The organism is Nocardiopsis sp. NPDC055551, assembly GCF_053619415.1.
In genome coordinates this window covers 551,387-573,621 of sequence record NZ_JBSHJJ010000001.1, presented here as the reverse complement: position 1 = coordinate 573,621, position 22,235 = coordinate 551,387, and the positions used below count along the sequence as shown (strand labels likewise).

The following is a 22,235-nucleotide window of genomic DNA, read 5'->3' as shown; positions in this document are numbered from 1 at the left end:
CGATCAGTCGTCCTCCTCGTGATGGTCGAGGTTGGTGATGCCCCGACGCCAGTAGCCGTCCACCTCGCTGGTCTCGTTGCGCACGAAGCCGCGCTCCTTGAGCAGCCGGCGGATGGGCTTGAGGGTGGTGGCCTCACCCGCTGCGTAGACGAACCCGTCGCCCTCGGGCAGCTCCAATGCCCTGAACGCCTCGAACAGCAGCTCGGTGGTGCCGGGCTCGGCCTCGCCCCGGTGCAGCCAGGTGATGCGGGCATCGTCGGGGGCCTGCAGCTTCTGTTCCTCGGCTGCGTCGACGACCTCGAAGAACGCGAACACCTTGGCGTCGGCGGGCAGGTCCTCCACGTATCGGGCGGCGGCCGGCAAAGCGGTCTCGTCGACCAGGAGCACGTGGTAGTCGAACTCGCCGGTGATGTAGGCGGTGCCGCGCGGGCCGAGCACACCGAGCTTGTGGCCGGGTTCGGCGTTGATCGCCCACCGCCCGGCCGGACCGTGGTCGTGGGCGACGAAGTCGACGCTCAGGCGTCCGGCCTCGGTGTCCAGGTAACGGACGGTGTAGTCGCGGAAGATCACCCCGTCGGCACGGAAGTTGAGGCAGCGGTCGTCCTCGACGATGGGCAGCACGTGCTCGCCCTCCTCGTTGGGGAACCACAGCTTGACGTGGTCGGCGAAGTGGTCGCTGCGCAGGCCCTCGATGTCGGAGCCCTCCAGATGGATCCGGATCATGCGCGGGGTGACGCGTTCGACCTCGGCCACCTCCAGGACGCGTGGCTTGAGCGGGTACATGTCGATACGGCGTTCGTGGGTCACTTGCTCTCCTCGTGGTTCGGGACTTCGTCGAGGTCGTGGGGGTGGGGCGGCGCACGCGGCCACCACGAAGGCGGGGGCCTTCCCGGTGTGGGTCGTGTTCCGTCCGAGGCCTGCCAGAACCCTGAAACATTTCTGAGGTTAGCCTTACCTTAACGTAGGCGTGTGCGCGAGGTTCGCCCTCCGGCCGCCCGAACCCGGGTCCGACCGGTCGGCAAGGGTGTCCTAACCTGGTGGAGGCCGCCCCCACAGCACGTCGCGCCTTGCCACGAACCCGAGGAACCACCTTGAACTTCAATTCCCTGTCCGCCCTGACCTTCCGCGTGGTGGCCGTATTCGAGGCCTTCACCTGGGTCGGACTCCTGATCGGCATGTACTTCAAGTACCTGGGCAACGGCAGCGAGCTCGGCGTACAGATCTTCGGCCCGCTGCACGGCGGGGCCTTCGTGGCGTACGGACTGGTCGCCCTGGTGGCCGCCTACCGACTCCGGTGGGGCATCCGGCCGACCCTGGTGGCACTGGCCGCGTCGGTCCCTCCGTTGGGCACGCTCCTCGCGGACTGGTGGCTGCACCGGACCGGGCGTCTGAACCCCGAGCCCGCCAAGGACGACCGAACGCCCGAACCGGTGGCCTGACCCCACCGCTCGAAACGAACCCCGAACGGGTCACGATTCCCTTCGTGACCCGTTCTTGTCGTTCGCGCCGAACACAGGGATCTCATCGGTCACTCCAGCCACAGGAGACCACTCCCCTACCGCAGAATGATCTTCCCGAGAAGGGGTGTAAAAGGTTTACCAACTGACCGGTAACGGACAACAAAAACTTTCATTGACCCCTTTGCGTGCGGACGGGGATCCGTGTTCAGTTGTGACCGGCAAGTAACCTCCCCGATCCGAGAAGGGCTCCCCCGCTATGTGTCAGCAAGATGGACCCGCACGTCGCACGGTCCTGCAGGGAGCGGCCGTCGCCTCCGGCGCCGCCCTCGTCGCAGGTGCCGGCGTGGCCACCGCGAACGCCGACACCCGGGCCGCCGCGGCCGAACCGGCGATGTACTTCCGCGCCGACTGGAACGCCCGACCCCCGTCGAGCCCCGTCCAGGTCCTGGCGGCCCCTCCCACCCACGTGGTCGTCCACCACACCGCGACCCCCAACAGCACCGACTACTCCGAGGCCCACGCCCTGGCGCTGTCCAGGTCGATCCAGAACTACCACATGGACTCCCAGGGCTGGATCGACGCGGGCCAGCAGTTCACCATCAGCCGTGGCGGTCACCTGATGGAGGGTCGCAACCTCGCCGTCGTGGCCGTCCGCGAGGGCACCCACTGCGTCGGCACCCACGTCGCCGACCACAACGGCACCACCGTGGGCATCGAGAACGAGGGCACCTACATGGAGGAGGGCCCCACCCAGGAGCTCACCGACAGGCTCATCGAGACCCTCGCCTGGCTGTGCGGCGCCTACGGTCTCGACCCGCAGCAGGCCATCGTGGGGCACCGCGACTTCAACTCCACCGCCTGCCCGGGCGACCGGCTCTACGCGATGCTGCCCGAGCTGCGCGACGCGGTGAGCGGTCTGATGGCCGCCCAGGGCATGGAGTTCGGTACCACCGACGTGGCGGCCGAGGACCGTCCCACCTACCCGCCGGTCCCCGAGGACGAGCCCCGGCGCGAGTTCTTCCACGGCCCCGGTCGCGGAGCAGACGACTTCACCCGCTGACCACCCGATACGACGACTCCCCGCTCGTCGTCGACCGACAGGGGGCGGCGCCACCGGAGAGGCGCCGCCCCTTCCTCGTGCCCGAATCCGGCACCTCGTTTTCGTCGGAGGGCGCCGTTAGTCTCGGAGCGCTCGACGAACTTGGAGGGGGAACCGGGGATGGCGTTGACGGAACCGATGGAGGAGTTCGCGTCCACCGAGGGAACGGTGCGTTGGCGGGCGACCGGGTCGGGAGAACCCGTGGTGCTGCTGCACGGCACCCCGTTCTCGTCCTACGTGTGGAGGGAGGTCGCCGGTGCCCTGTCCGACCGGTACCGGGTCCACACCTGGGACATGCCCGGGTACGGCGCCTCGGAGAAACGCGCCGGCCAGCGGGTCTCCCTGGCCGCGCAGGGACGGGTGTTCACCGAACTGCTCGCCCACTGGGGGCTGGAGCGGCCCCGTGTGGTGGCGCACGACTTCGGCGGGGCGGTGGCCCTGCGCGCCCACCTGTTGCACCACGCCTCCTACTCCCGGCTGGCCCTGGTCTCCCCGGTGGCGCTGGCCCCATGGGGATCGCCGTTCTTCCGCCTGGTGGGCGAGAACACCGAGGTGTTCGAGCAGCTGCCGCCGGCCCTGCACCGGGCCCTGGTCACCGAGTACGTGAGTTCGGCGAGCGCCGTCGGGCTGCGACCGGACGTGCTTCGAGCCCTGGTGGACCCCTGGACGGGCGCCGAGGGCCAGCCCGCGTTCTACAGACAGATCCAGCAGGCCGACCAGGCGCACACCGACGAGATCCAGGGCTCCTACCCCGAACTGGACCTGCCGGTGCTGCTGGCCTGGGGTGAGCAGGACACCTGGATCCCACCGGAGCGCGACCGCGAACTCGCACGGCTGATCCCGGGCGTGGTCACCCACCCCATCGACGGCGCCGGCCACCTGGTCCAATTGGACGCTCCCGCCCGACTCACCGCCGCCCTGCTCGACTTCCTCCGGGAGTGACCGACCCACGTCCGCCGGAGCCGGATACCGGTGGGGCGGGTGTGCAATGGTGTGCGGTGAGCGGCGCGCCACGCGCCGCGAACCGGCCACCACGGACGACAGGAGCTCACATGTCCCAACGAGTGCAAGGTGTCATCTCACGCGCCAAGGGGGCGCCGGTGGAACTCACCACCATCGTCGTCCCGGACCCCGGACCGGGCGAAGCGGTGGTGCGGATCCAGGCCTGTGGGGTCTGCCACACCGACCTGCACTACCGGGAGGGCGGAATCAACGACGAGTTCCCCTTCCTGCTCGGCCACGAGGCCGCCGGAACGGTGGAGTCGGTGGGCGAGGACGTCACCGGCCTCGAACCGGGCGACTACGTGATCCTGAACTGGCGGGCGGTGTGCGGGAAGTGTCGGGCGTGCGCCCGGGGCCGCCACCAGTACTGCTTCGACACCCACAACGCCACGCAGAAGATGACCCTGGAGGACGGTACCGAGCTCTCCCCCGCGTTGGGCATCGGCGCGTTCGCGGAGAAGACCCTGGTGGCCGCGGGCCAGTGCACCAAGGTCGACCCGGCCGCTTCGGCGGCCGCGGCGGGTCTGCTCGGCTGCGGGGTCATGGCCGGGATCGGCGCGGCCGTCAACACCGGCGGGGTCACCCGCGGCGACTCGGTGGCGGTCATCGGCTGCGGTGGGGTGGGCAGTGCCGCCGTGGCCGGGGCCCGCCTGGCCGGGGCGAACCGGATCATCGCCGTGGACCTGGAGGACCGAAAGCTGGACTGGGCGCGCGGCTTCGGCGCCACCCACACCGTCAACGCCTCCCGGACCGACCCGGTCGAGGCGATCCGGGAACTCACCGGCGGGTTCGGTGCGGACGTGGTGATCGACGCCGTCGGCAACCCCAAGACCTACGAGCAGGCGTTCTACGCCCGTGACCTGGCGGGCACCGTGGTGTTGGTGGGGGTGCCCACCCCGGAGATGAGACTGGAACTGCCGCTGTTGGACGTGTTCGGTCGCGGCGGGGCGCTCAAGTCGTCCTGGTACGGGGACTGTCTGCCCTCCCGTGACTTCCCGATGCTCATCGACCTCTACACCCAGGGCAGACTGGACCTGGACGGATTCGTCACCGAGGAGATCGGTATCGGTGACATCGAAGAGGCCTTCGCCCGCATGGAGCGCGGCGACGTACTGCGATCGGTGGTGCGACTGTGAGTGACGCGCGAGTGGAACACCTGACCACGTCCGGGGTCTTCACCCTGGACGGCGGCTCCTGGGAGGTGGACAACAACGTCTGGTTGATCGGTGACGACGAGGAGGTCGTGGTCATCGACGCCCCGCACGACGCCGACGCCATCGTCGGGGCGGTGAACGGACGCCGGGTGGTGGCGGTGGTGTGCACGCACGGCCACAACGACCACGTCAACGCCGCGCCCGCGCTGGCCGACATGGTGGACGCGCCCATCCTGCTGCACCCCGACGACCGGGTGTTGTGGGACATGACCCACCCCGACCGCGCCCCGGACGGGGAACTGTCCGATGGCCAGGTGGTGAAGGTGGCCGGCACCGAACTGCGGGTCGTCCACACCCCGGGGCACGCGCCGGGCGCGGTGTGCCTGTACGCGCCGGAGGCGGGCGTGCTGTTCAGCGGGGACACCCTGTTCCAGGGCGGACCGGGGGCGACGGGTCGGTCCTACTCGGACTTCCCGACCATCGTGGCCTCCATCCGGGACCGTTTGCTGTCCCTGCCGGAGGAGACCGTGGTCAACACCGGTCATGGTGACTCCACCACGATCGGCGCCGAGGCCCCGCACCTGCAGGAGTGGATCGACCGGGGGAACTGAGTCCCGGTCCGGCGTCCCCGGAGCCCCGCACCCGTTCCATCCGGGCGCGGGGCTCCCGTGCTCCCCTTGCGTTCGGTCCCCTTGCCCTCAGGTTCCGGACGAGCGCTCGGTACAGACCTCGTCCGACACGGCGATCTCGTCGACGCCGAGCACCGCGATGACGATGAAGCAGTACTCCTGGGCCGGTTCCAGGGCGTTGACCCGGACGGAGGCGGCCCCCGGTTCGGCGTCGGCGACGTTGCCCGGGTCCTGTCCGGCCACCCCACCGATGACCTGATGGGGCGCCTCCACACCGGTGTTGTCGGTCCACGAGACCACCACCGTGTGACCCTGGTCCGCCAATTCGACGTCCGTGGGGCGGGCCTCCTCGACCCGGCCGGCCGCCGGCGCCGGTGGGTCTTGGGCCTCGGACGGTGGCGCCCCGCTCTCGGGGGTCGCCCGGGTTTCGGTCGGGCTCTCCCGCACCCGTTCGACCAGCGTGTCGCCGGCGTCTGGGCGCAGAACGGCCACGGCTCCCAGCCCGAGGGCGAGGACCACGACCGCCGCGACCGTGATCATGACGGCCAGTGGGCGTCCCACCGATGGGGTGCCCGGTGACCCCGACCGGAGTGGTTCGGGGGGCCGCGGTGGTGTCGGAGCCTCGGCGCGCTCTTCACCGCCTTCGGGTGTCTCCGGGGCCGATCGTCGTTCCTCTGACGCGGGGACCGGCGGGTTCGCTCCACCACTCCAGCCCGGGAGGGCGGCCCAGGCCACGTCGGGGTCCTGCCGAAGGAACTCATCGAAACCGGCGGGCTCGGGGTCGGTGGTCTCGGGGTCGGCGGGCACCTCGTCATCGTGGTCCCGTGCCGCCAAGGCCTCGGCGAACGCGGACGCGTCGGGATACCGTTCGTCCGGTTCCCGGGCCACGGCGCGTTCCAGGACGGAGCGCACTCCGGCCGGCAGGTCGGCACGGGGCAGGCGTGGTGGATCGGAGGCCAACACCTTGTCGCGGTAGGCGAAGGGGTCGAGGGCGGGGTCGGGCCCCTGCGCGAAGGGCGGGTGTCCGGCCAGGAGCGTCCACAACGTGGTCCCGAGTCGATGGACGTCCGAGGCCGGTCCGCCCGGTTCTCCCCGCAGGATCTCCGGCGGGGTGTGGGCGATGGTCATCGGATCGGGGGCCACCGGTTCGGGTCGTTCCCCGATGGGCAGGACGCCTCCGGCGTCGGTGAGGGTCGCCCCGCCCGGGGTGCGCAGCAGGTTGGCCGGCTCCACCCCGTGGTGGAGCAGGCCGCGTTCGTGCAGTGCCCGCAAGGTGCCCGCGACCGAACGGGCCACCGCCAGCACCTCCGCCAGGGGCAGCGGACCACGGTCGGCGAGGGCCGCGGCGTAGTCGCCCTCCGGGTGGTGCTCCAACACGGCGAACGCGCGCCCGGACGAGGTCTCACCGGTCCCGGTCACCCGGATCATGCCCGGCAGGTCCGAGAGCCCACGTGCCCGCTCGACCTCGGCCCGGCCGTGCTCGTCACGGACGACCTTGAGCACCACCGTGGTGTCGTCACCATCGCGTCCGGCCAGGTAGAGGGTGGAGGACACGCCGCGATAGAGGATCTGTGGGGAGTGGTACCCGGGAGCGAGTCTGTCGTCGGATCCGCTCGTGCTCATCGGTGTCCTCTCCGCGTGTTCGCCTCATGGCCCCGGTTCCGCCACAGCAGCGGCCGGGGGTCGAACCACCAGGTCAGTCTCTTGAGGCGGGGACGGGTCGCCCGCAGGCTCCGCAGGTGGGTGCGCACGGTGGTCGCGGCGCCACGGGCGACCGCCTCGTCCACGTCCCGTCCGACGCCGAAACCGACGCTGTTGACGGCTTGGGCGAGCCGATCGAGCCCGGGGGCGTGGGCCGAAACGGGCACCCGGTCTCGGGCGGCGGCCACGGTCGCGCTGACCGTGCTTCCGGGCGACAGCGGCACCGACGCCTGGCGCAGACCGTCGAGGAGTTCGCGCCAGGCGCCCAGGACGCGGGCGGTCGGTGGGCCGGACGCCAGACGGAGCCGGGCGCGCGCCATCCGTCCGAGTGGGATCGACAGGAGCAGCGCGAGGAGGCAGCCGCTCACGGTCAGGCCGATGGTCCACCCGCGGCGGTCGGGTTCGTCTCGTCTCGGCGCGGTGATGGCGTGGTCGTCGGAGGCCGAACCCTCGTAGTCCTCGGCCTCGGTGTCCTCGGAGTCTTGGACGTCCTGTTCCGCGGTGTCCTCGGTGCCGTGTTCGTCCTGCCCGCCGGGGGTGACGGCGAAGGGCACCCAACCGACCCCGTCGAAGTACACCTCGCCCCAGGCCACGGCGTCACCGGTACGGACCTCGTACTCCCCGCCGCCCTGGTCGGTGCCGGGCGCGAAGCCGACGGCGACCCGGCTGGGCAGTCCGGCGGCGCGGGCGAGCATGGCGAAGGCGCTGGAGAACTGCTCCGACGTGCCCCCGCCGCCCTGCCCTCCGGGGGCGGCCAGGAGTGCGTCGATGTGGGCGTAGCTGTGGCCACCCGGGGTGTGGGGGTCGAAGGAGTGGGACTCGCGCAGGTAGCGGGCCAGGGCGGTGGCGCGTTGGTAGTAGGAGCCTTCGGCCGCCACCGAGGCGACCACGTCGTTGAGGATGGCGGGGGCGCCCGGTGGAAGTTCCCGGTAGACGTCGTAGATGTCACCGGCGGGCGGGGAGGCCCGGGTCAGGTCCGTCGATTCCCAGTCCGCGACCTCCCCGACGACCTCGTAGTCCTGCTCGGCGATGGGTCCGTCCATGGTGGCGACGGTGCCCGTACGGGCGTCGTATCCGGGGTCGTCGAGTCCGACCCGTCGGGGGACTCCGATGACCGGGGCCCAGGCACCGGGCAGATCCTTTCCCACCCGCACGTGCCCGGAGACGGGGGTGGCCCCGGGCGGAGGCGGCACCGGCGCGGGAAGGACGCTGTCGGCCTTGCGGTACCCGGACTCGGGCAACCAGGTGGTCCCGGTGAAGTCGGCGAGGGCGACCCAGCGCAGCTCCACCGGCCGGTCCGACTCGACGGTGAGCAGGTACTCGTCGGGTTCTGTGGCCCAACCCGCCAGGTATCCCAGGGGGTTGAGGGCCCGCGAGGAGTCCATGGGCGGGGTGAGGACGGTGCGCGGGTCGCCGGGTTCGGTCTCCCACCCGGCGAGCAGGCGGGGCCCGCCGACCACCGCGATGGTGGCGGTGAGGACGCAGATGGATCCGACGACCACGGCCCGGCGAAGCCTTGACGGGACCGAGGGACGCGCGTCCACCTGGATGCTCAGCGCGGCCGATCCCGTGGGGCCGGCCGTCCCGGGTCCCGAACGCAGGGACATGACCAGGACCGCGGCCACCCCGGTCAGAGCGATCGCGGGGAAGCCCGGTGGGGCCACGGGCCCGTTGATGATCACGGCGCCGACGAGGAGCAGCAGGCCCGGCATCAGGACGATCCCTCGGCGTCCGGCGCGCCAGGCCAGGGCGGTGGCGGCACCGGTCAGCCAGGTGGCCAGCAGCGGCAGGGTGAGGGTGTCGACGCTGAGCGGTGTGGGCGCGGTGCTGGTGAGGATGCGCGCCCCCGAGTGCAGGAGCGCTTCACCCGCGCCCCGAAACGCCCCCTCCCCCTCACCCGGAATCCACACCGCGCACACCGGCACGGCGAGCAGGGGCACCGGCACGCCCAGGAGCACCGTCCGAAGCGCGCTGAACCGGGAACGCAGGACCAGGGTGAGCACGACGGAGACGATCGCGCAGGCGACCAGGATCGCGCCGACCTGCCAAGGGGAGGCGTAGGAGGGCGCCAGGGCGACACCGCCCGCGGTCGTGGCGAGGATCGGTCCGACGTGGGCGAGCGGGGTTCGTGGCGAGGACGAGGGGAACCACGACCGTCGCACCGGTGCGGTGGGGGCGGGGGTCGTCACCGTGGCCATGGTGCCTCGTTCCAACGGTCGGCGAACGACACGGCGTCGCCGGCGGTGATGAGTGTGACGGAGGCCGGCGCGGCCGGGCGTTCACGCCCGCCCAGGGCCACCGCGTACAACCCGGGGTAGCGGTCCCCGAGCTGCGCGAAGAGGCCGAGGTCGGCCGCGTCCAGGTGGCCACTGACCAGGATGGCGGTGTCGCCCTCGCCGTGGGTTCGGGCCAGGTGGAGGGCGTCGGCCAGGTTCGCGTCGGGGTCGGGTGCGGCCTCGGCCAACAGGTCGAGCAGGGGCGGCAGACCACCGCCGCTGTCCCTGCCGCGCCCGCCGACCAACCGGAGTTCGCAGTGCAGGGCGGCGCGCACCCCGGTGGCCAGGAGGGAGGCCGCGGCTCCGGCGACCTCGTCCATTCGGTCGACGCCGTCCGGTGCGGGGCGGTCGTCGACGAGAAGGCACAGTCGGGCCTGGGAGGTGTCGACGTATTCGCGGACCACGAGCCGGTCCAGGCGTGCCGAGCTGCGCCAGTGGACGTGGCGCAGGTCGTCTCCGGGTGCGTAGTCGCGCAGGGTGTGGAAGGTGAGGGTCCCGGACCGGGCCCCGTCGACCTCACCGTCGGGGTCGGCCACGTCGCCGACCGGGATGGCCCGCAGGTACCGCCACGGAGGATGCACCCACACTCGGTCCACGGCGCCCTGGGATCGGCCGCTCGCGGCAAGGCCCAAGGGGTCGGAACGTCCCGCCCACAACGGACCGAGTTCGATCATTCCGCGGCGGAGGGGTTGGACCCAGTAGTCCGAACCACCGGTGCCGCCCCCGGACAGGGGCGCCAGGGGGACGTCGTGTTCACCGTCGGGACCCAGGACCCGTTCGGCGATCCGCACGGATCGACGTCCGATGTTGCGGGCCTCCATCCTTACCCGCACCGACCGGCCGGGGATGGTACGGGTTCCGGTCGGCAGGGATCGGCGCACCGTCACGTCGGCCACACGGCCCACGGTCAGTGCGGCCGCGACCACGGTGATGAGGGCGAGCCCGCCGAGCAGGGCGAGTTCCTGGTACTGGGAGAGGATGCCCAAGGTCAGTAGCAGCGCCCCCACGGCCGCCACCGACCACCCCCTTGTGGTCGGCATCAGCGGTTCGCCGTCGCCCCCGGTCCGCCCGGCTGTGGGGCCGGGGTCGCGTCGAGGATCTCGTTGAGCACGTCGACGCCGGTGCGACCGCCGACCGAGGCCTCGGGTGAGAGCACCAGGCGATGCGCCCAGACGGGGCGGGCCAGGGTCTGGACGTCCTCCGGGGTGACGTAGGGACGACCGCTGGTGAGGGCGAGCATGCGCATCGTGTCGGCCATGGCGACCGTGGCCCGGGTGGACAACCCCACGCTCAAGGCGTCGTGGCCGCGCGTGGCGTGCGCCAGACGCAGGACGTACTCGTAGACCGTGTCGTCCACATGGGCCCTGCGGGCGGCGGCGCGCGAGCGGGCGATCCTCTCCGCGTCGGTGTGCGCGGTCAGGGACTCCGGTGCGACGAGACGGTCGCCGCGGATGATGGCGAGTTCGGCGGCGGGGTCCGCGTATCCGACGGTGAGTCTCATCAGGAAGCGGTCCAGCTGGGCCTCCGGCAACCGGTAGGTGCCCGACATCTCCACCGGGTTCTGGGTGGCGACCACCAGGAAGGGCGCGTCCACGCGGTGTCGGTGCCCGTCGACCGTGACCGCGCCCTCCTCCATGACCTCCAACAGCGCGGACTGCGTCTTGGGTGAGGCCCGGTTGATCTCGTCCGCCACGACGACGTTGGCGAAGATCGGTCCCTGGTGGAACTCGAACTCCCGGGTGGCCTGGTTGAAGACGGTGACGCCGGTCACGTCGGAGGGCAGCAGGTCCGGGGTGAACTGGATCCGACGCCACCGGCCCTCGATCCCGGCGGCCAGGGCCCGGGCCAGGGTGGTCTTGCCGGTGCCGGGGACGTCCTCCAGCAGGATGTGCCCCTCACAGAGCAGCGCGACCAGGGCGAGCCGGACCACCTCGGTCTTGCCGAGCAGGGCGGTCCCCACGGAGGAGACCATGGAGTCGAACGCGTCCGCTTCGAGAGCCGCTTCGTCCGCGGAGAGGGGCTCGGCGGGACCTTGGAGGTTCACTGATGTCTTTCGATGTTCGTGGGTGGACGATCAGGGGTTCTGATCGGTTCCCTGGGCATCCCTCTCCTGTGGGGTCAGGGGGGTCAGGGGGTTCTGGGTCTGGTCCTGACGGCGTTCCTCGTTGAGGTCGCGTTGGGTCTGGAAGGCGCCGAACACCACGAGTGCCGCGGCGACCAGGGCGGCCAGGATCAGACCGACGATCACCGAGGGCCACACGCGTTGTCGGGTGCGCCAGTAGCGGCTGGACCCGTACAGTATGGCCGCGCGCAACTGTCGACGGCGCAGGGCGTCGGCCTGGAGGACGTAGCGCTCGCTGTCGGGCGTGCTCTGGAAGGCCTCGGGGAGCCGTGCGGGGGGCGGCGGAACCGGTGCCCCCGGTTCCGCCTCCGTCGCCTTGGGTGGGTGGGACATGTGTGTCCGGGACCGTGCCGCGGTCAGTCGAACAGGTCGTCGAGGTAGCGCTTGGTGGTCTGGTAACCGTCCACGGCGCCGTCCACCGCGTCGACCATCTTCGAGAAGCCGCGGTTGGTCATGTCGAAGGCGTTGTTGAACTCGGCGGCGCGGGCCTGGAACTTCTCGTCGCCGCCCTCCCACTTGGTGACGAGGTCCTTGGCCTGCCCGTCGATCTCCTGCATGATCGACCGGAAGTAGCCCAGGTACTGGCGTTGGTCGATGTTCAGCTCGGTGAGCTGGTCGATGTCGCCACCGACCTCGTATCGGTTCAGGCTCATGTGGTGGTCTCGCTCTCTGGTGCACTGAGGCCCGGCCGCTGCGAAGAGCCGGGCGCGAGGGGGCCGCTCAGTTGATCGGCTTCATGAAGGAGAGCTCGTTCTGAGCCCGGGCGAAGTCTTCCTCGCTGTCGAGGTCGGTCGAGTTGACGCGTTCCTGACCGAGGTTGAGGTTGACGCCGTACTTGTCGCACCAGGCGAGCAGGGAGTTGAACCCGGTCACCAGTTCGCTCTGGCCTTCCCGGTAGGCCCTGAGAGCACCGCCCTGGAGCGCCTGCCCGTCCTGTTCCAGCGCGCCCAGCAACGACTGCAGGCGTTCCCTGAGTCCCTGGCTCTCCTCGTCGAGACGTGACCCACCTCGGGAAAGGGAGGTGGTCTCCTCTGTTCCGATCCTCTGACTCATCTACCGGTCCTTTCCTCACCGACCCCCCTGAACTGCGTTCATCGCCGGTTCAGGGGCGTTCCCACTCCGTGGAGTTCCGGGAGGTCGCCCGGTTCGGTTGTGAAACCACTCGAAAAGGGAAGGTAGTGAACCTTCGAGTCCTCTGTCAACGCGATTGGAATCGCGCCGAACACCGTCCGATGCCCTGCGCCCCAGGGCATCCGGATGACCGTGGGTTATCCCCGAAGGCGTGACCGCCATCACCACCGCTCGGGAGGAACGCACTGGAAGGTGTCGGAGGAATTCCCTAGTCTCATAGGGCTCGTGCCCCGTGGCACCAGCCGGCCCCTCGTGCTCCCGGGTCCCCTGGCCGTACCGGTACATCCAGCGAAGCGGAAATGAGGAGGGTCGGCCATGGGCGAAGCGTCGATGATCGCGGGCAACACCGGTGAGGGGGCCTCTGGCGGGCGCGACAGCGAGCGGACGCACGAACTCCTGGCCGGGGTCTCCAAGGCCTTCGAGACCGCGATGGACGCCCTGGACGAGGAGTCGGTCGAGGCGAAGATCAACGGCGCCTTCGCCACCTACTTCGCCGACCACAAGGGCCCGGTGGAGAAGGTCGAGAGCAACGGGATCACCATCTCCAGGAACATCGTCTCCGCCGCCGGACTCATCGAACGGACCGATGGAGAGGCCGAGGGGGAGCAACGCGCCGCCATCCCGTACCTGAACCCGCGGCTCACCTCCCCGAACCAGGCGCCCCCGGGCATCGCCGCCCCGGCGTCCGACGGCCCGGTCGGTCCCGTCGCGCCCACCCACCTCCGGCTCGACGTGAACCGCTAGGTCCGGGTGTTCCCGCCCCCTCGACCACCCCACGCCCACCTCTCCGTGTCATGGAAGGCACCGAGCATGACCTCGACCCCGGAACCCTCGGTTCCCCTACTCCCCTCCGCCCCCTCGCCCCTGACCCCACCCGCCGAGAGGATCCCCGAGTTCGATCCGCCGGACACCAAGGTGCGGACGGACTCCCTCAAGGAGAGGTGCGACGACGCCTGGAAACTGACCGGACGGGTCATGGGCGACGCGGGAACGGGGCGCGCGGCCATCACCAGGTCCGCCAAGGAGTTCAGCGACCTGATCGACGGCGACATCAGCTCCGCGGGGGCCTTCAACGAGAAGGAGTGGCGCAAGGCCTGCCTCGCCCTCACCTACGCCGCGTCGATCGCCGACAGGTGGCGCGAGGACGTCGAGGAGTTCAGGCGTGAGCGCAAGAAGCTGATCGATCGGTACTCGACCGCGATCGTCATGGCGGGGCTCGCCAACGAGGGGAACCCGATGTACCGGGGAACGGGTCCGCTCCAGAGCCCACCGACGTACGGGCCCCACGTGCCCAGTCCGCGCCAGCTCGCCTACTACGAGGTGCACCGCGAGTACATGGCCAAGGGGCGAAAGCTCAAGGACGGTTTGGAGGAGACCGCGGCGGAACGGGCCACCCTGCTCAAGGAGGGCCCCGAACCGAGCAACCTGAAGGTCCTCGTGGAGGCCGGGGTGCTGGGCTGGGGCGCGTACAACATCCTCGGCGCGGAGCGGGACGTACCACTCCCGGTCTCCTCGAAGGAGGCCAAGGAAATGGCCCGGGAGATGAAGTCCTACCTGGACGGGGACAAGGAGCCGGACGCGCGCTTCCACGAGATCATCGCGGCGCTCGGCGCCGTGTCGGCGAAGGCGAAGAAACTCCAAGAGGCCGGTCGGTCCACCCTGGGGCAGCCCTACCGGGCCACGATGCACCGGCCGACCCTGGGCGAGGAGGAGCTCGACTTCCTCGAAACCTTCTACGGGGAGATGGAGGACCAGACCCCGAACGGCGTCGTCCGGCTCGTGCCCTGGTTGGAGGGGCACGACGGCCCCGACTGGAGTGACGCCGAACGCAAGACGTTCACCGGGGCGATGGCCGACGGTCTCCTGGTGCTCTCCGACGAGAAGGTCGGCGGCGGCCAGTACCTGCTCCCCGAGAGCGTGCAGAACCTCGCCAACGGCATCCCGAGCCCGAACGACGACGTGCGCACCGGCCGCCACATGAACGACCCTTCGGGGAACTGGCTGGCCGACGCCCGTGACTTCGGTCTACTGATGGCCGCGTCGGATCCGGACATGCGAGGCGGAACCGAGTTCTCCGCCAACACGACCCTGAGCATGGGCCACCACCTGGCCAACAAGGACCTCGACCTGCACGAGTCGTATGACAAGGGCCTTTCGGCGGTCTTGGACGTCACGACCCGCAATGAGGAGGCCGACCACCGCATCCTCACCGACGCGCACGACCACCCCATGACCCGATCGGCCCATGAGAGGGCGGCCCGGATCCCGGGGATGCCGGACTTCGAGAACAACGCCGACGCGCTCCTGGGCCTGTACTCGTACAACTGGCATGACGAGGGCGAGGCCGTCGCCGGGCTCACCGACTGGATTCCCGATTTCAAGGAGGGAACCACCGCCGAGGCCCGGATGGCCGGTGAGGCGACCGTCGGGTTGATCACGACCCTGGCAGGATCCGAGGACGACCGGCCCTTCCACGACACGGACGCCAAGAGTGACTCCGCGTACCAGGAGGCGGTCACCGAGATCAACCCCGAACTCACCAAGGGCCTGACCCGGATCTACCTCGCCTACCAGGACGATTTCGTGGTGGGCGGCAAGTCGGACGAGTACGGTGCCGTCACCGGCGCGGAGGGGAGCCACCTGCTGCACGACCTCGGGGACTCCGCCGTCCTCCTCAAGGACGAAACGAAGCAGGGATTCCTCCAGCTCCTGATCGCGGACGACTCCAACGCGCCGATCATCACCGCGTCGGCCGAGGAGATGGAAAGACGGGTCATCAACGCCGCGGTCGGCGACCCCGCCGACACCGCGGCCGGTGTCGCGGGGGCGAGGGTGGGGCGTCTACGCACCCTTCTGCACGAGGCGATGATCACGGAGTACGAGGACCGTTACGACGACAAGGAGGAGGCGAAGCAGCAGGCGGCCGACAACTGGCAGACGGCGTTCAACATCGGGGTCGCACTCAACAACGGAGTCCTCGGTTCGGTCCCGGGGCCGGGCAGCGCCCTCGCCTTCGGTGGCGAAACCATCCTCCGCCTCCTCGAAAGCCCGCAGAAGGAGGCGTATCTGGAGCGCTGGGACGCGGCCAACTCGGGCGACGAGGACGACAAGAAGTCGATCGCGGACGTCGTCGACACGGGGGAGAAGGCTTATCAGCACGCCCAACTGCAGCTCCTCCAGGTCTATCTGGACCGGGGAGCGATCACCCCCGAGGCACTGCAGGACAGGGGGCTGCTCCCCGAAGGCCACGACGCGGCCAAGGACCCGGTCTACCCCGCGGTCGTGAAAATCCTCGAGGACGACGACGCGGGAACCTTCCCCATTTTGGACGAAGCCCTCGAAGACGCCGGGGAGAAGTCGGAGGTGAACGGCGGCCACGAGGACTGGGTCGAGAAATACCAAAGCGCGGTCGAGAGGTACTACAAGGCGTCGCCCTACATGGTCAAGGACGAGCAGTAGTCTTTCGCTAACCCTCCTCCAGCCCCACGGGCCGTGGAGAACCGCCCGCACCTCGGCCGGAAGTGCGAGCGGTTCCTCGTGTCAGAAGGGCAGGCGGATCGAGGTCACGGCCTCGTACACGCCCAGCGCCCACACGGCGGCCACGCACAGGGCGATGACGGCGACGACCTCCACACCGTTGAACAGGCGCCGGACGGAGGCGCGGGGCACGTCGGTCAGGCGCACCATGCTCAGGGCTCCGACGGCGGCGCCCGCGAGGAGACCCAGCGCGGGGAGCAGGGCCGACCCCCCTCCCGAACCGGTCGAGGCGACCGCGGCCGTCACGACCAGGCCGAGCACCCCGCCCAGGCGGACCGCGAGCACGTGGGCGACCCGGTCGAAGAGCCGGGAACGCGACAGCAGGACCGTCGACACCAGGACCGCCAGCAGCCAGTCGCGCGCACCCGACCCGGTGAACGCCAACAGCACGACGGCGGCGACCGTGGCCACCACCAACCCCAGCAGGGAACCCAGCAACAACCGGTCGCCGGCGGCCAGACTCGTCTCGAACCGTTCGGTGTCGGTCCGGCCCACCTGACGCACCTCGTAGTCCAGTCCGGACAGCCCGCCCAGGGCCAGGGCGGCTCGCGGCAGGACCCCGATACCCAGCACCAGCAGGACCGCGAGCAGCCGTAGCGCCATGGGACCGTCCACGAACAGGCCCACGGCCACGAGCCCGCCCGCGGCCCCGGTGACCACGCTCAGCCCCGCCAGGTAGGGCAGCATCGCGTTGTCCAGTGCCCAACCCACGGCGGCGGGGGTGAGCGCCCCGACACAGGCGAACAGGCCCAGGGCCACGGGGGCGGGTGGCGCCGAACCCATGGCCGACACCGCCAGGGAGGCGGTCAGGGCGCCCCAGCCGCAGGCGGCGACCTGGAGCGCGTGCGCGGTTCCGGGCAGGGAACGGCGCTCGGCCACCCACAGCGCTCCCAGGGAGATCAGGAGTCCCATCGGTGCCACCGCGAGATCGACCGGTGCCGTGCGGACCATGGCCATCACCACGGCGAGCAGCAGGGGTCCGAGGGTGGCCAGGGCCAGTCCGAACCCGAGGGTGGTGGAGGGTCGCCACAACCACGCGGTCTCGTCCACCCGGTCCTCGACGGCGCCGCGTACGTCGTCGACGAAGGTCGGCCGTTCCGGAGCGGCCTCCTTGCGCAGGAGGAGGACGTCACCGTCGAGGACCCCGGCGTCGCGCAGGGAACCTCCGGAGGCCAAGGGGGTGCCGTCGACACGGGCCAGGCTCCACGCCGCGGCCTGCAGCCCCTCGGGGTCGGGTGAGCACATCCGCACGACCTGGGGCATCAGGGTCGCGACGGAAACGGTTCCGGGAAGGGCGAGATCCGCCCATTTATCCGGCCCGGTGACCGTGACCCTGCAGTATCCGCTCACGACACGCACTCCGTTCCGCAGGTGTTCAGGGGGTAGGTGATTCAAGGGGTGAGGAACGCCCGATTCCGCGGAACCGGAGGCCGTTGGATGGGATCCCACAAGATCGCGACCGGTTCTCCACAGGTCCGCACGGGCGGAGTTGTCCGTCGTCGGGCGAAGCGGAAGTATCACGTTAGCAATCGATGTGTTCCGGTGCGTCCGGCGCACACGAGCGGAAAGGCCCCCCTTGTCGACAACGTTGGTCCATCGGCCGGCGCGCCACGCGGTTCCCGACCCCGGAACCTCACCGCTGGTGATCGCCACACCACCGCAGTTGCCGGAGAGCCCTCCCGCGACGAGCTCCTCGGCGATGATCATGATGCCGATCATCACCGGCTCGGGTTCGCTGCTGATGACCATCACCCTGGGCAACCGGCCACTCTTCGCGGTGATCGGCGCGCTGGTCATGCTGGCCAGTGTCGCCGTGGGCATCGTCATGTTCGTGTCCCAACGCAACGGCCCCCGTCGGCGTATCCGCGAGCAGCGCGAACGGTATCTGGACTATCTCGACCACCTGAGGGAGACGGTGCGCGAGGTCGCCGGTCTACAGCGGGCCGCGGGCCTGTTCCGGCACCCGGCCCCGCACCTGCTCTTCGAGGCCGCACGGTTGCCCTCCCGGCGTTGGGAGCGGCGGGTGGGCGACCCCGACTTCCTACACGTTCGCATCGGCGAGGGCGTACGACCACTGACCCGAGGACTGAGCCTGAGCGTCGACAGGGCCAATCCGTTGGTCGTCTACGACCCCGTGTGTCAGGGCATCGCCGAGCAACTGGTCGACCTGTACGCGAACGTGTCGGAGCAACCCCTGGTCTTGCCCCTGCGCGAGTGCGGGGTCGTGTCCATCGTGGGAGAGCGGGCGATGACCCGGAACGTGGCGAGGGCCCTGGTCGCCCAGGTGGCCACCTTCTCCGCCCCGGAGGACGTACGCCTGGGCCTGGTGCGCCACCAGCGGCTCATCACCGAGTGGGACTCGGTGAAGTGGCTGCCGCACAACGACTTCGACGGGGTCCGGGACGGCCCGCTGCCCGCGCGTCTGGTCGCGGGCAACACCGTGGAGATGACCGAACTGCTGTCGGCGGAGATCGAACGACGCACCGTCGACATGCAGCGTCGACGCGGAGCCCCACCCGGACCGGGGACGCAGCGGCTGGTCCTGATCGTCGACGGCGAGTTCCAGGCCACCTTGTCGGGTCTGGCCGCCGAACCACCGGTGCGGTCCCTGGCGGACATCGGCATCCACCTGGTGTTCCTGGTGACCGATCGCAAGGAGGAACCCGAACACGTCGACACCCGCCTGTACGTGGGCGCCGACGGCTCACTCCATGAGGATCGCGCGGGCCCGGGGCGCTCCCCCGGTCAGGCCGCGCCCGTGGAGGAGCATCCCCCGTTGTCGGGCCGGGCGGACCAGGCCGACCCGGAGCTACTCACCGCCTTGGCCCGAACCCTCTCACCCCTGCGGTTGGCGGCCACCGACGGCGGCGACGCCATGCACAGCACGATCGGTCTGCCGGAGATCCTCGGGGTGCCCGACGTGGCCCGGCTGGACACGACGCGGACCTGGGCCCCGCGCGGTACCGGTGACTTCCTGCGGGTGCCCGTCGGGGTGGGCCCGGAGGGGAACGCCGTCCTGCTCGACCTGAAGGAGTCGGCCATGGGCGGGATGGGCCCGCACGGGTTGGTGGTGGGTGCCACGGGTTCGGGCAAGTCGGAGATGCTGCGCACCCTGGTGGCCTCGCTGGTGATCAACCACGCCCCCGACCGGTTGGCGTTGCTCCTGGTGGACTTCAAGGGCGGCGCGACCTTCGCCGACACCGACCGTCTGCCGCACAGCGCCGGGCTCATCACCAACCTCGCCGACGACGACTCCCTGGTGGAGCGTTTCCGTGAGGCGATGTTCGGTGAACTCAACCGACGACAGCAGGCGCTCAAGGACGCGGGGAATCTGCCCAACCTGCACGCCTACGAGACCGCGCGGAGCAGACGCCCCGAGTTGGAACCCCTCCCCCACCTGATGGTGATCATCGACGAGTTCTCCGAGTTGCTCACCGCGCACCCGGACTTCGCCGAACTGTTCGTGGCCATCGGCCGGATCGGTCGTTCCATCGGCGTGCACCTGTTGCTGGCCACCCAACGGCTGGACTCGGGCAAGATCAGGGGCCTGGAGTCGCACCTGTCCTACCGGATCGGTCTGCGCACCTTCTCCGAGGCCGAGAGCCGCGAGGCCATCGGGGTCGGCGACGCCTACCACCTGCCACCCGAGCCGGGGTCCGGATACCTGAAGGTGGACACGACCGTCTTCGAGCGGTTCAAGGCCGCCATGGTCTCCCAGCCGTACGTGCCGCCGGGTCGGGACCACGAGGAGGAGGTTCCCCGGGTGCTGCCGGTGATCTCCTTCAACGGGTTGGCGGCGCTGACCCGGGCCGCCGAACCGACACGGGAGGAGGGCCTGGACGAGGAGGACCCGCGGGACGAGGTCCCCACCACCCTGCAGGTGACGGTGGACCGCCTGGTGGCCTCGGGCGCCGATCCCGTGCGGCCGGTCTGGCTGCCGCCACTACCCGCACGTATGACCATGGACGAGTTGTTGGAGCGGCTGGGTGAGGACCTGACCGGGCCCGACGGCTCCCCCGTGGAACCCGACCCGGCGGAAGTGCGGGCGATCATCGGCCTGGCGGACCTGCCCCGGGAACAGGCGCAGAGCGCGGCCGACCTCGACTTCACCGGTGGTGAGAGCAACGTCGTGGTGATGGGCGGCCCCCAGTCCGGCAAGTCGACCCTGCTGCGCACCCTCATCACCACGCTGGCCTGGCGTTATCCCCCCGGACGGGTCGCGGTCTACGCGATCGACTTCGGTGGCGGCTCGTTGACGCCGTTCGACGATCTACCGCACGTGGCGGGTGTGGCCGGGCGTTCGGACCTGGAACGGGTCCAACGGGTCCTGGCCGACGTACGCCTCCTTCTCGACCAGCGCGAGCGCGTGTTCCGACGCGCCCGGTTGGACTCCCCCGCCGACCTGCGTCAGGCCCGGGTCGACGGCCGGGTGCCCGAGGGGATCCACGGCGACGTGTTCTTGCTCATCGACGGCTGGGCCGGGGTTCGCGAGGCCCTGCAGGACGTGGACGACGTCCTCAACGACATCGTCTCGCGCGGCCCCGCCCTGGGCGTGCACACGGTGCTGACCGCTTCGGCCGGCAACCAGGTCAGGTCCAAGACGCAGTCCCTCTTCGGCGGCAGGTTCGAACTGCGCCTGACCGACCCCTACGACTCCCAGGCGGGACGCAAGGTCGCCGAGCGGATGCCCAAGGACGTCCCCGGCAGGGGTCTGCGTTCGGACGAGTCGTTCGTTCAGGTCGCCCTGCCCCGTTTGGACGGGGTCGGTGAGGACGCCGACCTGGGCGAGGCCGTGCGCGAGGCGGTGCGGGTGCTGGCGGACCGCTGGCCCCACGCTCCGGTGCCCCGGGTCCGGGTGCTACCGACCCAGGTCACCCTGGACGAACTCCTCCCCCGCCACCAGGGGCCCGAGCTGATCCTGGGGTTGGGCGAGAGCGACCTGGCCCCCGCCCTGTACCGGCCGGAGGAGGATCCGCACCTGGTGGTCTACGGCGATCCGCAGACCGGCAAGAGCACCCTGATCCGCTCCCTGGTGCGTCAGGTGATGCGACGCCCGGCCGGGGAGGTCGGCATCGTCATGGTCGACTATCGGCGGGCCCACCTGGGTCTGATCCCGGAGGAGTACCTGCTCGCCTACAGCACCAGCCCGCAGCACACCCAGGGGATGGCCAAAGAGCTGGCCGGGATGATCCGTCAACGGCTGCCCGGACCGGAGATCACCCCCCGGCAACTGCGGGAGCGCAGTTGGTGGGAGGGACTGGAGGTGTTCGTGTTCGTCGACGACCTGGACCTGGTGGCCGGCCGGAACAACCCGATGGAGCCGCTGGCGGAGTTCCTCACGCAGGGCGCCGACCTGGGGCTGCACCTGATCACCGCGCGACGTACCGGTGGTGCCTCACGGTCGATGTTCGACCCGGTCACGCAGACGATCGTGGACATGGCCACGCCGGGGCTGTTGTTCTCCGGGGACCGGATGGAGGGTCGGCTCGCCAACGGTGTGGCGTCCCGTCGCCTGCCGCAGGGGCGCGCCCTGTCGGCCCGCAGGGGCGTCCCGGCCGAACAGGTACAGGTGGCGTGGAGCGACCCGACCGACTAGGCGCCGGGTGGGCCCGGTGCCGGGCCCACCCCTTGGCTCACGGGTCCTACCTCACTCGTTGCAGTTGCCGCTCGGGAACAGTGTCGACCGCTCCCCCACCGCGGCGGTGACCTGGACGCACACACCGGGGGCATGGACCAGGACCGGTCCCGCGACCGTGCCGCTCTCGACGACGGAGGTGTCCGGGGCCACGCCATCGGCGCGGATACCGATGTCCATGCGGGCGGGACCGCCGTTGGAGACCACCACCGCGCAGTTGTACCCACCGGTGCTCTCGTAGAAGAGGTGCACCTGTCCCCCTGGATCTCCCGGAACGCCATCGGGCCAGCCATCGGCGACCTGGGTGTACCTGGGCACCCGGCCCACGTCGGGGTGGGCGTCACTGCACAGGTCCGCGGGTTCGGCGCTCTGCACGGCGGTCGCCCCGCTCAGGAGCAGACCGCCCACCGCCAAGGCACAGGCCGCCGACCACAGTGCCCGGCGGCGCCACTTCCTCTGCGTGCTCATCGGTTCGGTTCCCTCCTCGAA

The 22,235-nt window shown here is 70.4% G+C and carries 18 protein-coding genes; 8 read left to right on the top strand and 10 right to left on the bottom strand.

What is annotated here, in order from left to right; genetic code table 11:
* Positions 1-3: 3 nt before the first annotated feature.
* A complete protein-coding gene (locus ACWGSK_RS02335) occupies positions 4-807 on the bottom strand; it encodes a siderophore-interacting protein (protein WP_358509027.1) in 804 nt (267 codons plus the stop codon).
* Positions 808-1,091: 284 nt separating this feature from the next.
* On the opposite strand from ACWGSK_RS02335, the gene ACWGSK_RS02330 reads away from it, so the two are divergent.
* The 5 genes from ACWGSK_RS02330 (at position 1,092) to ACWGSK_RS02310 (ending at position 5,326) form a co-directional block, all read left to right on the top strand.
* Positions 1,092-1,439: a DUF3817 domain-containing protein gene (locus ACWGSK_RS02330; RefSeq protein WP_452455042.1), complete on the top strand. Its 348-nt coding sequence runs from the start codon at positions 1,092-1,094 to the stop codon at positions 1,437-1,439.
* Between the two features lie 277 nt (positions 1,440-1,716).
* Complete coding sequence (locus ACWGSK_RS02325; RefSeq protein ID WP_452455041.1) at positions 1,717-2,520, top strand: peptidoglycan recognition protein family protein; 804 nt, start codon at positions 1,717-1,719, stop codon at positions 2,518-2,520.
* A 159-nt stretch (positions 2,521-2,679) separates the two neighbouring features.
* Entirely contained in the window at positions 2,680-3,501 is an 822-nt protein-coding gene (locus tag ACWGSK_RS02320) for an alpha/beta fold hydrolase (protein WP_358509033.1), read from the top strand.
* A 110-nt stretch (positions 3,502-3,611) separates the two neighbouring features.
* Positions 3,612-4,697, top strand: coding sequence for an S-(hydroxymethyl)mycothiol dehydrogenase (locus ACWGSK_RS02315; protein ID WP_358509035.1), 1,086 nt, complete (start codon positions 3,612-3,614; stop codon positions 4,695-4,697).
* Entirely contained in the window at positions 4,694-5,326 is a 633-nt protein-coding gene (locus ACWGSK_RS02310; protein ID WP_358509037.1) for an MBL fold metallo-hydrolase, read from the top strand. Before ACWGSK_RS02315 ends, ACWGSK_RS02310 begins: the two co-directional genes overlap by 4 nt.
* An 87-nt stretch (positions 5,327-5,413) precedes the next feature.
* Here the strand turns inward: ACWGSK_RS02310 and ACWGSK_RS02305 are convergent, their stop codons facing one another.
* The 7 genes from ACWGSK_RS02305 to ACWGSK_RS02275 all read right to left on the bottom strand — a co-directional run bounded on the left by ACWGSK_RS02305 (position 5,414) and on the right by ACWGSK_RS02275 (position 12,496).
* Positions 5,414-6,967 carry a serine/threonine protein kinase gene (locus ACWGSK_RS02305; protein WP_452455040.1) on the bottom strand — a complete coding sequence of 518 codons (1,554 nt, stop codon included), beginning with the start codon at positions 6,965-6,967 and terminating at the stop codon, positions 5,414-5,416.
* The gene (locus tag ACWGSK_RS02300) at positions 6,964-9,243 is read right to left on the bottom strand and encodes a transglutaminase family protein (RefSeq protein ID WP_452455039.1); all 2,280 of its coding nucleotides are present in this window, start codon (positions 9,241-9,243) and stop codon (positions 6,964-6,966) included. Before ACWGSK_RS02300 ends, ACWGSK_RS02305 begins: the two co-directional genes overlap by 4 nt.
* Complete coding sequence (locus ACWGSK_RS02295; RefSeq protein ID WP_358509042.1) at positions 9,231-10,361, bottom strand: DUF58 domain-containing protein; 1,131 nt, start codon at positions 10,359-10,361, stop codon at positions 9,231-9,233. The genes ACWGSK_RS02300 and ACWGSK_RS02295 overlap by 13 nt, the downstream gene beginning before the upstream one ends.
* Positions 10,361-11,293 carry an AAA family ATPase gene (locus tag ACWGSK_RS02290; RefSeq protein ID WP_452455185.1) on the bottom strand — a complete coding sequence of 311 codons (933 nt, stop codon included), beginning with the start codon at positions 11,291-11,293 and terminating at the stop codon, positions 10,361-10,363. The genes ACWGSK_RS02295 and ACWGSK_RS02290 overlap by 1 nt, the downstream gene beginning before the upstream one ends.
* A 102-nt stretch (positions 11,294-11,395) precedes the next feature.
* Complete coding sequence (locus ACWGSK_RS02285) at positions 11,396-11,776, bottom strand: ABC transporter permease (RefSeq protein ID WP_452455038.1); 381 nt, start codon at positions 11,774-11,776, stop codon at positions 11,396-11,398.
* Between the two features lie 23 nt (positions 11,777-11,799).
* Positions 11,800-12,096 carry a WXG100 family type VII secretion target gene (locus ACWGSK_RS02280; protein ID WP_358509048.1) on the bottom strand — a complete coding sequence of 99 codons (297 nt, stop codon included), beginning with the start codon at positions 12,094-12,096 and terminating at the stop codon, positions 11,800-11,802.
* A gap of 67 nt (positions 12,097-12,163) precedes the next feature.
* Positions 12,164-12,496, bottom strand: a complete 333-nt coding sequence (locus ACWGSK_RS02275) for a hypothetical protein (RefSeq protein ID WP_358509050.1) — start codon at positions 12,494-12,496, stop codon at positions 12,164-12,166.
* A 393-nt stretch (positions 12,497-12,889) separates the two neighbouring features.
* Between ACWGSK_RS02275 and ACWGSK_RS02270 the strand changes: the two genes are divergently transcribed.
* Both ACWGSK_RS02270 and ACWGSK_RS02265 read left to right on the top strand, forming a co-directional pair.
* Positions 12,890-13,318 (top strand): hypothetical protein, encoded by a 429-nt coding sequence (locus ACWGSK_RS02270; RefSeq protein ID WP_358509052.1) that lies wholly within the window; start codon positions 12,890-12,892, stop codon positions 13,316-13,318.
* Between the two features lie 66 nt (positions 13,319-13,384).
* The gene (locus ACWGSK_RS02265; RefSeq protein WP_452455037.1) at positions 13,385-16,033 is read left to right on the top strand and encodes a TPR repeat region-containing protein; all 2,649 of its coding nucleotides are present in this window, start codon (positions 13,385-13,387) and stop codon (positions 16,031-16,033) included.
* An 81-nt stretch (positions 16,034-16,114) separates the two neighbouring features.
* Here the strand turns inward: ACWGSK_RS02265 and eccD are convergent, their stop codons facing one another.
* A complete protein-coding gene (eccD, locus tag ACWGSK_RS02260) occupies positions 16,115-17,461 on the bottom strand; it encodes a type VII secretion integral membrane protein EccD (RefSeq protein WP_452455035.1) in 1,347 nt (448 codons plus the stop codon).
* 349 nt (positions 17,462-17,810) lie between these two features.
* On the opposite strand from eccD, the gene eccCa reads away from it, so the two are divergent.
* Entirely contained in the window at positions 17,811-21,707 is a 3,897-nt protein-coding gene (gene eccCa, locus ACWGSK_RS02255) for a type VII secretion protein EccCa (protein WP_452455184.1), read from the top strand.
* 51 nt (positions 21,708-21,758) lie between these two features.
* On the opposite strand, the gene ACWGSK_RS02250 is transcribed toward eccCa, so the two are convergent.
* Complete coding sequence (locus ACWGSK_RS02250) at positions 21,759-22,214, bottom strand: hypothetical protein (RefSeq protein WP_452455034.1); 456 nt, start codon at positions 22,212-22,214, stop codon at positions 21,759-21,761.
* Between the last annotated feature and the right edge of the window lie 21 nt (positions 22,215-22,235).

Coding starts and splice junctions, on each gene's coding strand:
- ACWGSK_RS02325 (WP_452455041.1), top strand. CDS start 1,717: ATGTGTCAGCAAGATGGACCCGCACGTCGCACGGTCCTGCAGGGAGCG.
- ACWGSK_RS02320 (WP_358509033.1), top strand. CDS start 2,680: ATGGCGTTGACGGAACCGATGGAGGAGTTCGCGTCCACCGAGGGAACG.
- ACWGSK_RS02315 (WP_358509035.1), top strand. CDS start 3,612: ATGTCCCAACGAGTGCAAGGTGTCATCTCACGCGCCAAGGGGGCGCCG.
- ACWGSK_RS02305 (WP_452455040.1), bottom strand. CDS start 6,967: ATGAGCACGAGCGGATCCGACGACAGACTCGCTCCCGGGTACCACTCC.
- ACWGSK_RS02300 (WP_452455039.1), bottom strand. CDS start 9,243: ATGGCCACGGTGACGACCCCCGCCCCCACCGCACCGGTGCGACGGTCG.
- ACWGSK_RS02295 (WP_358509042.1), bottom strand. CDS start 10,361: ATGCCGACCACAAGGGGGTGGTCGGTGGCGGCCGTGGGGGCGCTGCTA.
- ACWGSK_RS02290 (WP_452455185.1), bottom strand. CDS start 11,293: ATGGTCTCCTCCGTGGGGACCGCCCTGCTCGGCAAGACCGAGGTGGTC.
- ACWGSK_RS02285 (WP_452455038.1), bottom strand. CDS start 11,776: ATGTCCCACCCACCCAAGGCGACGGAGGCGGAACCGGGGGCACCGGTT.
- ACWGSK_RS02280 (WP_358509048.1), bottom strand. CDS start 12,096: ATGAGCCTGAACCGATACGAGGTCGGTGGCGACATCGACCAGCTCACC.
- ACWGSK_RS02275 (WP_358509050.1), bottom strand. CDS start 12,496: ATGAGTCAGAGGATCGGAACAGAGGAGACCACCTCCCTTTCCCGAGGT.
- ACWGSK_RS02270 (WP_358509052.1), top strand. CDS start 12,890: ATGGGCGAAGCGTCGATGATCGCGGGCAACACCGGTGAGGGGGCCTCT.
- ACWGSK_RS02265 (WP_452455037.1), top strand. CDS start 13,385: ATGACCTCGACCCCGGAACCCTCGGTTCCCCTACTCCCCTCCGCCCCC.
- eccCa (WP_452455184.1), top strand. CDS start 17,811: ATGATCATGATGCCGATCATCACCGGCTCGGGTTCGCTGCTGATGACC.
- ACWGSK_RS02250 (WP_452455034.1), bottom strand. CDS start 22,214: ATGAGCACGCAGAGGAAGTGGCGCCGCCGGGCACTGTGGTCGGCGGCC.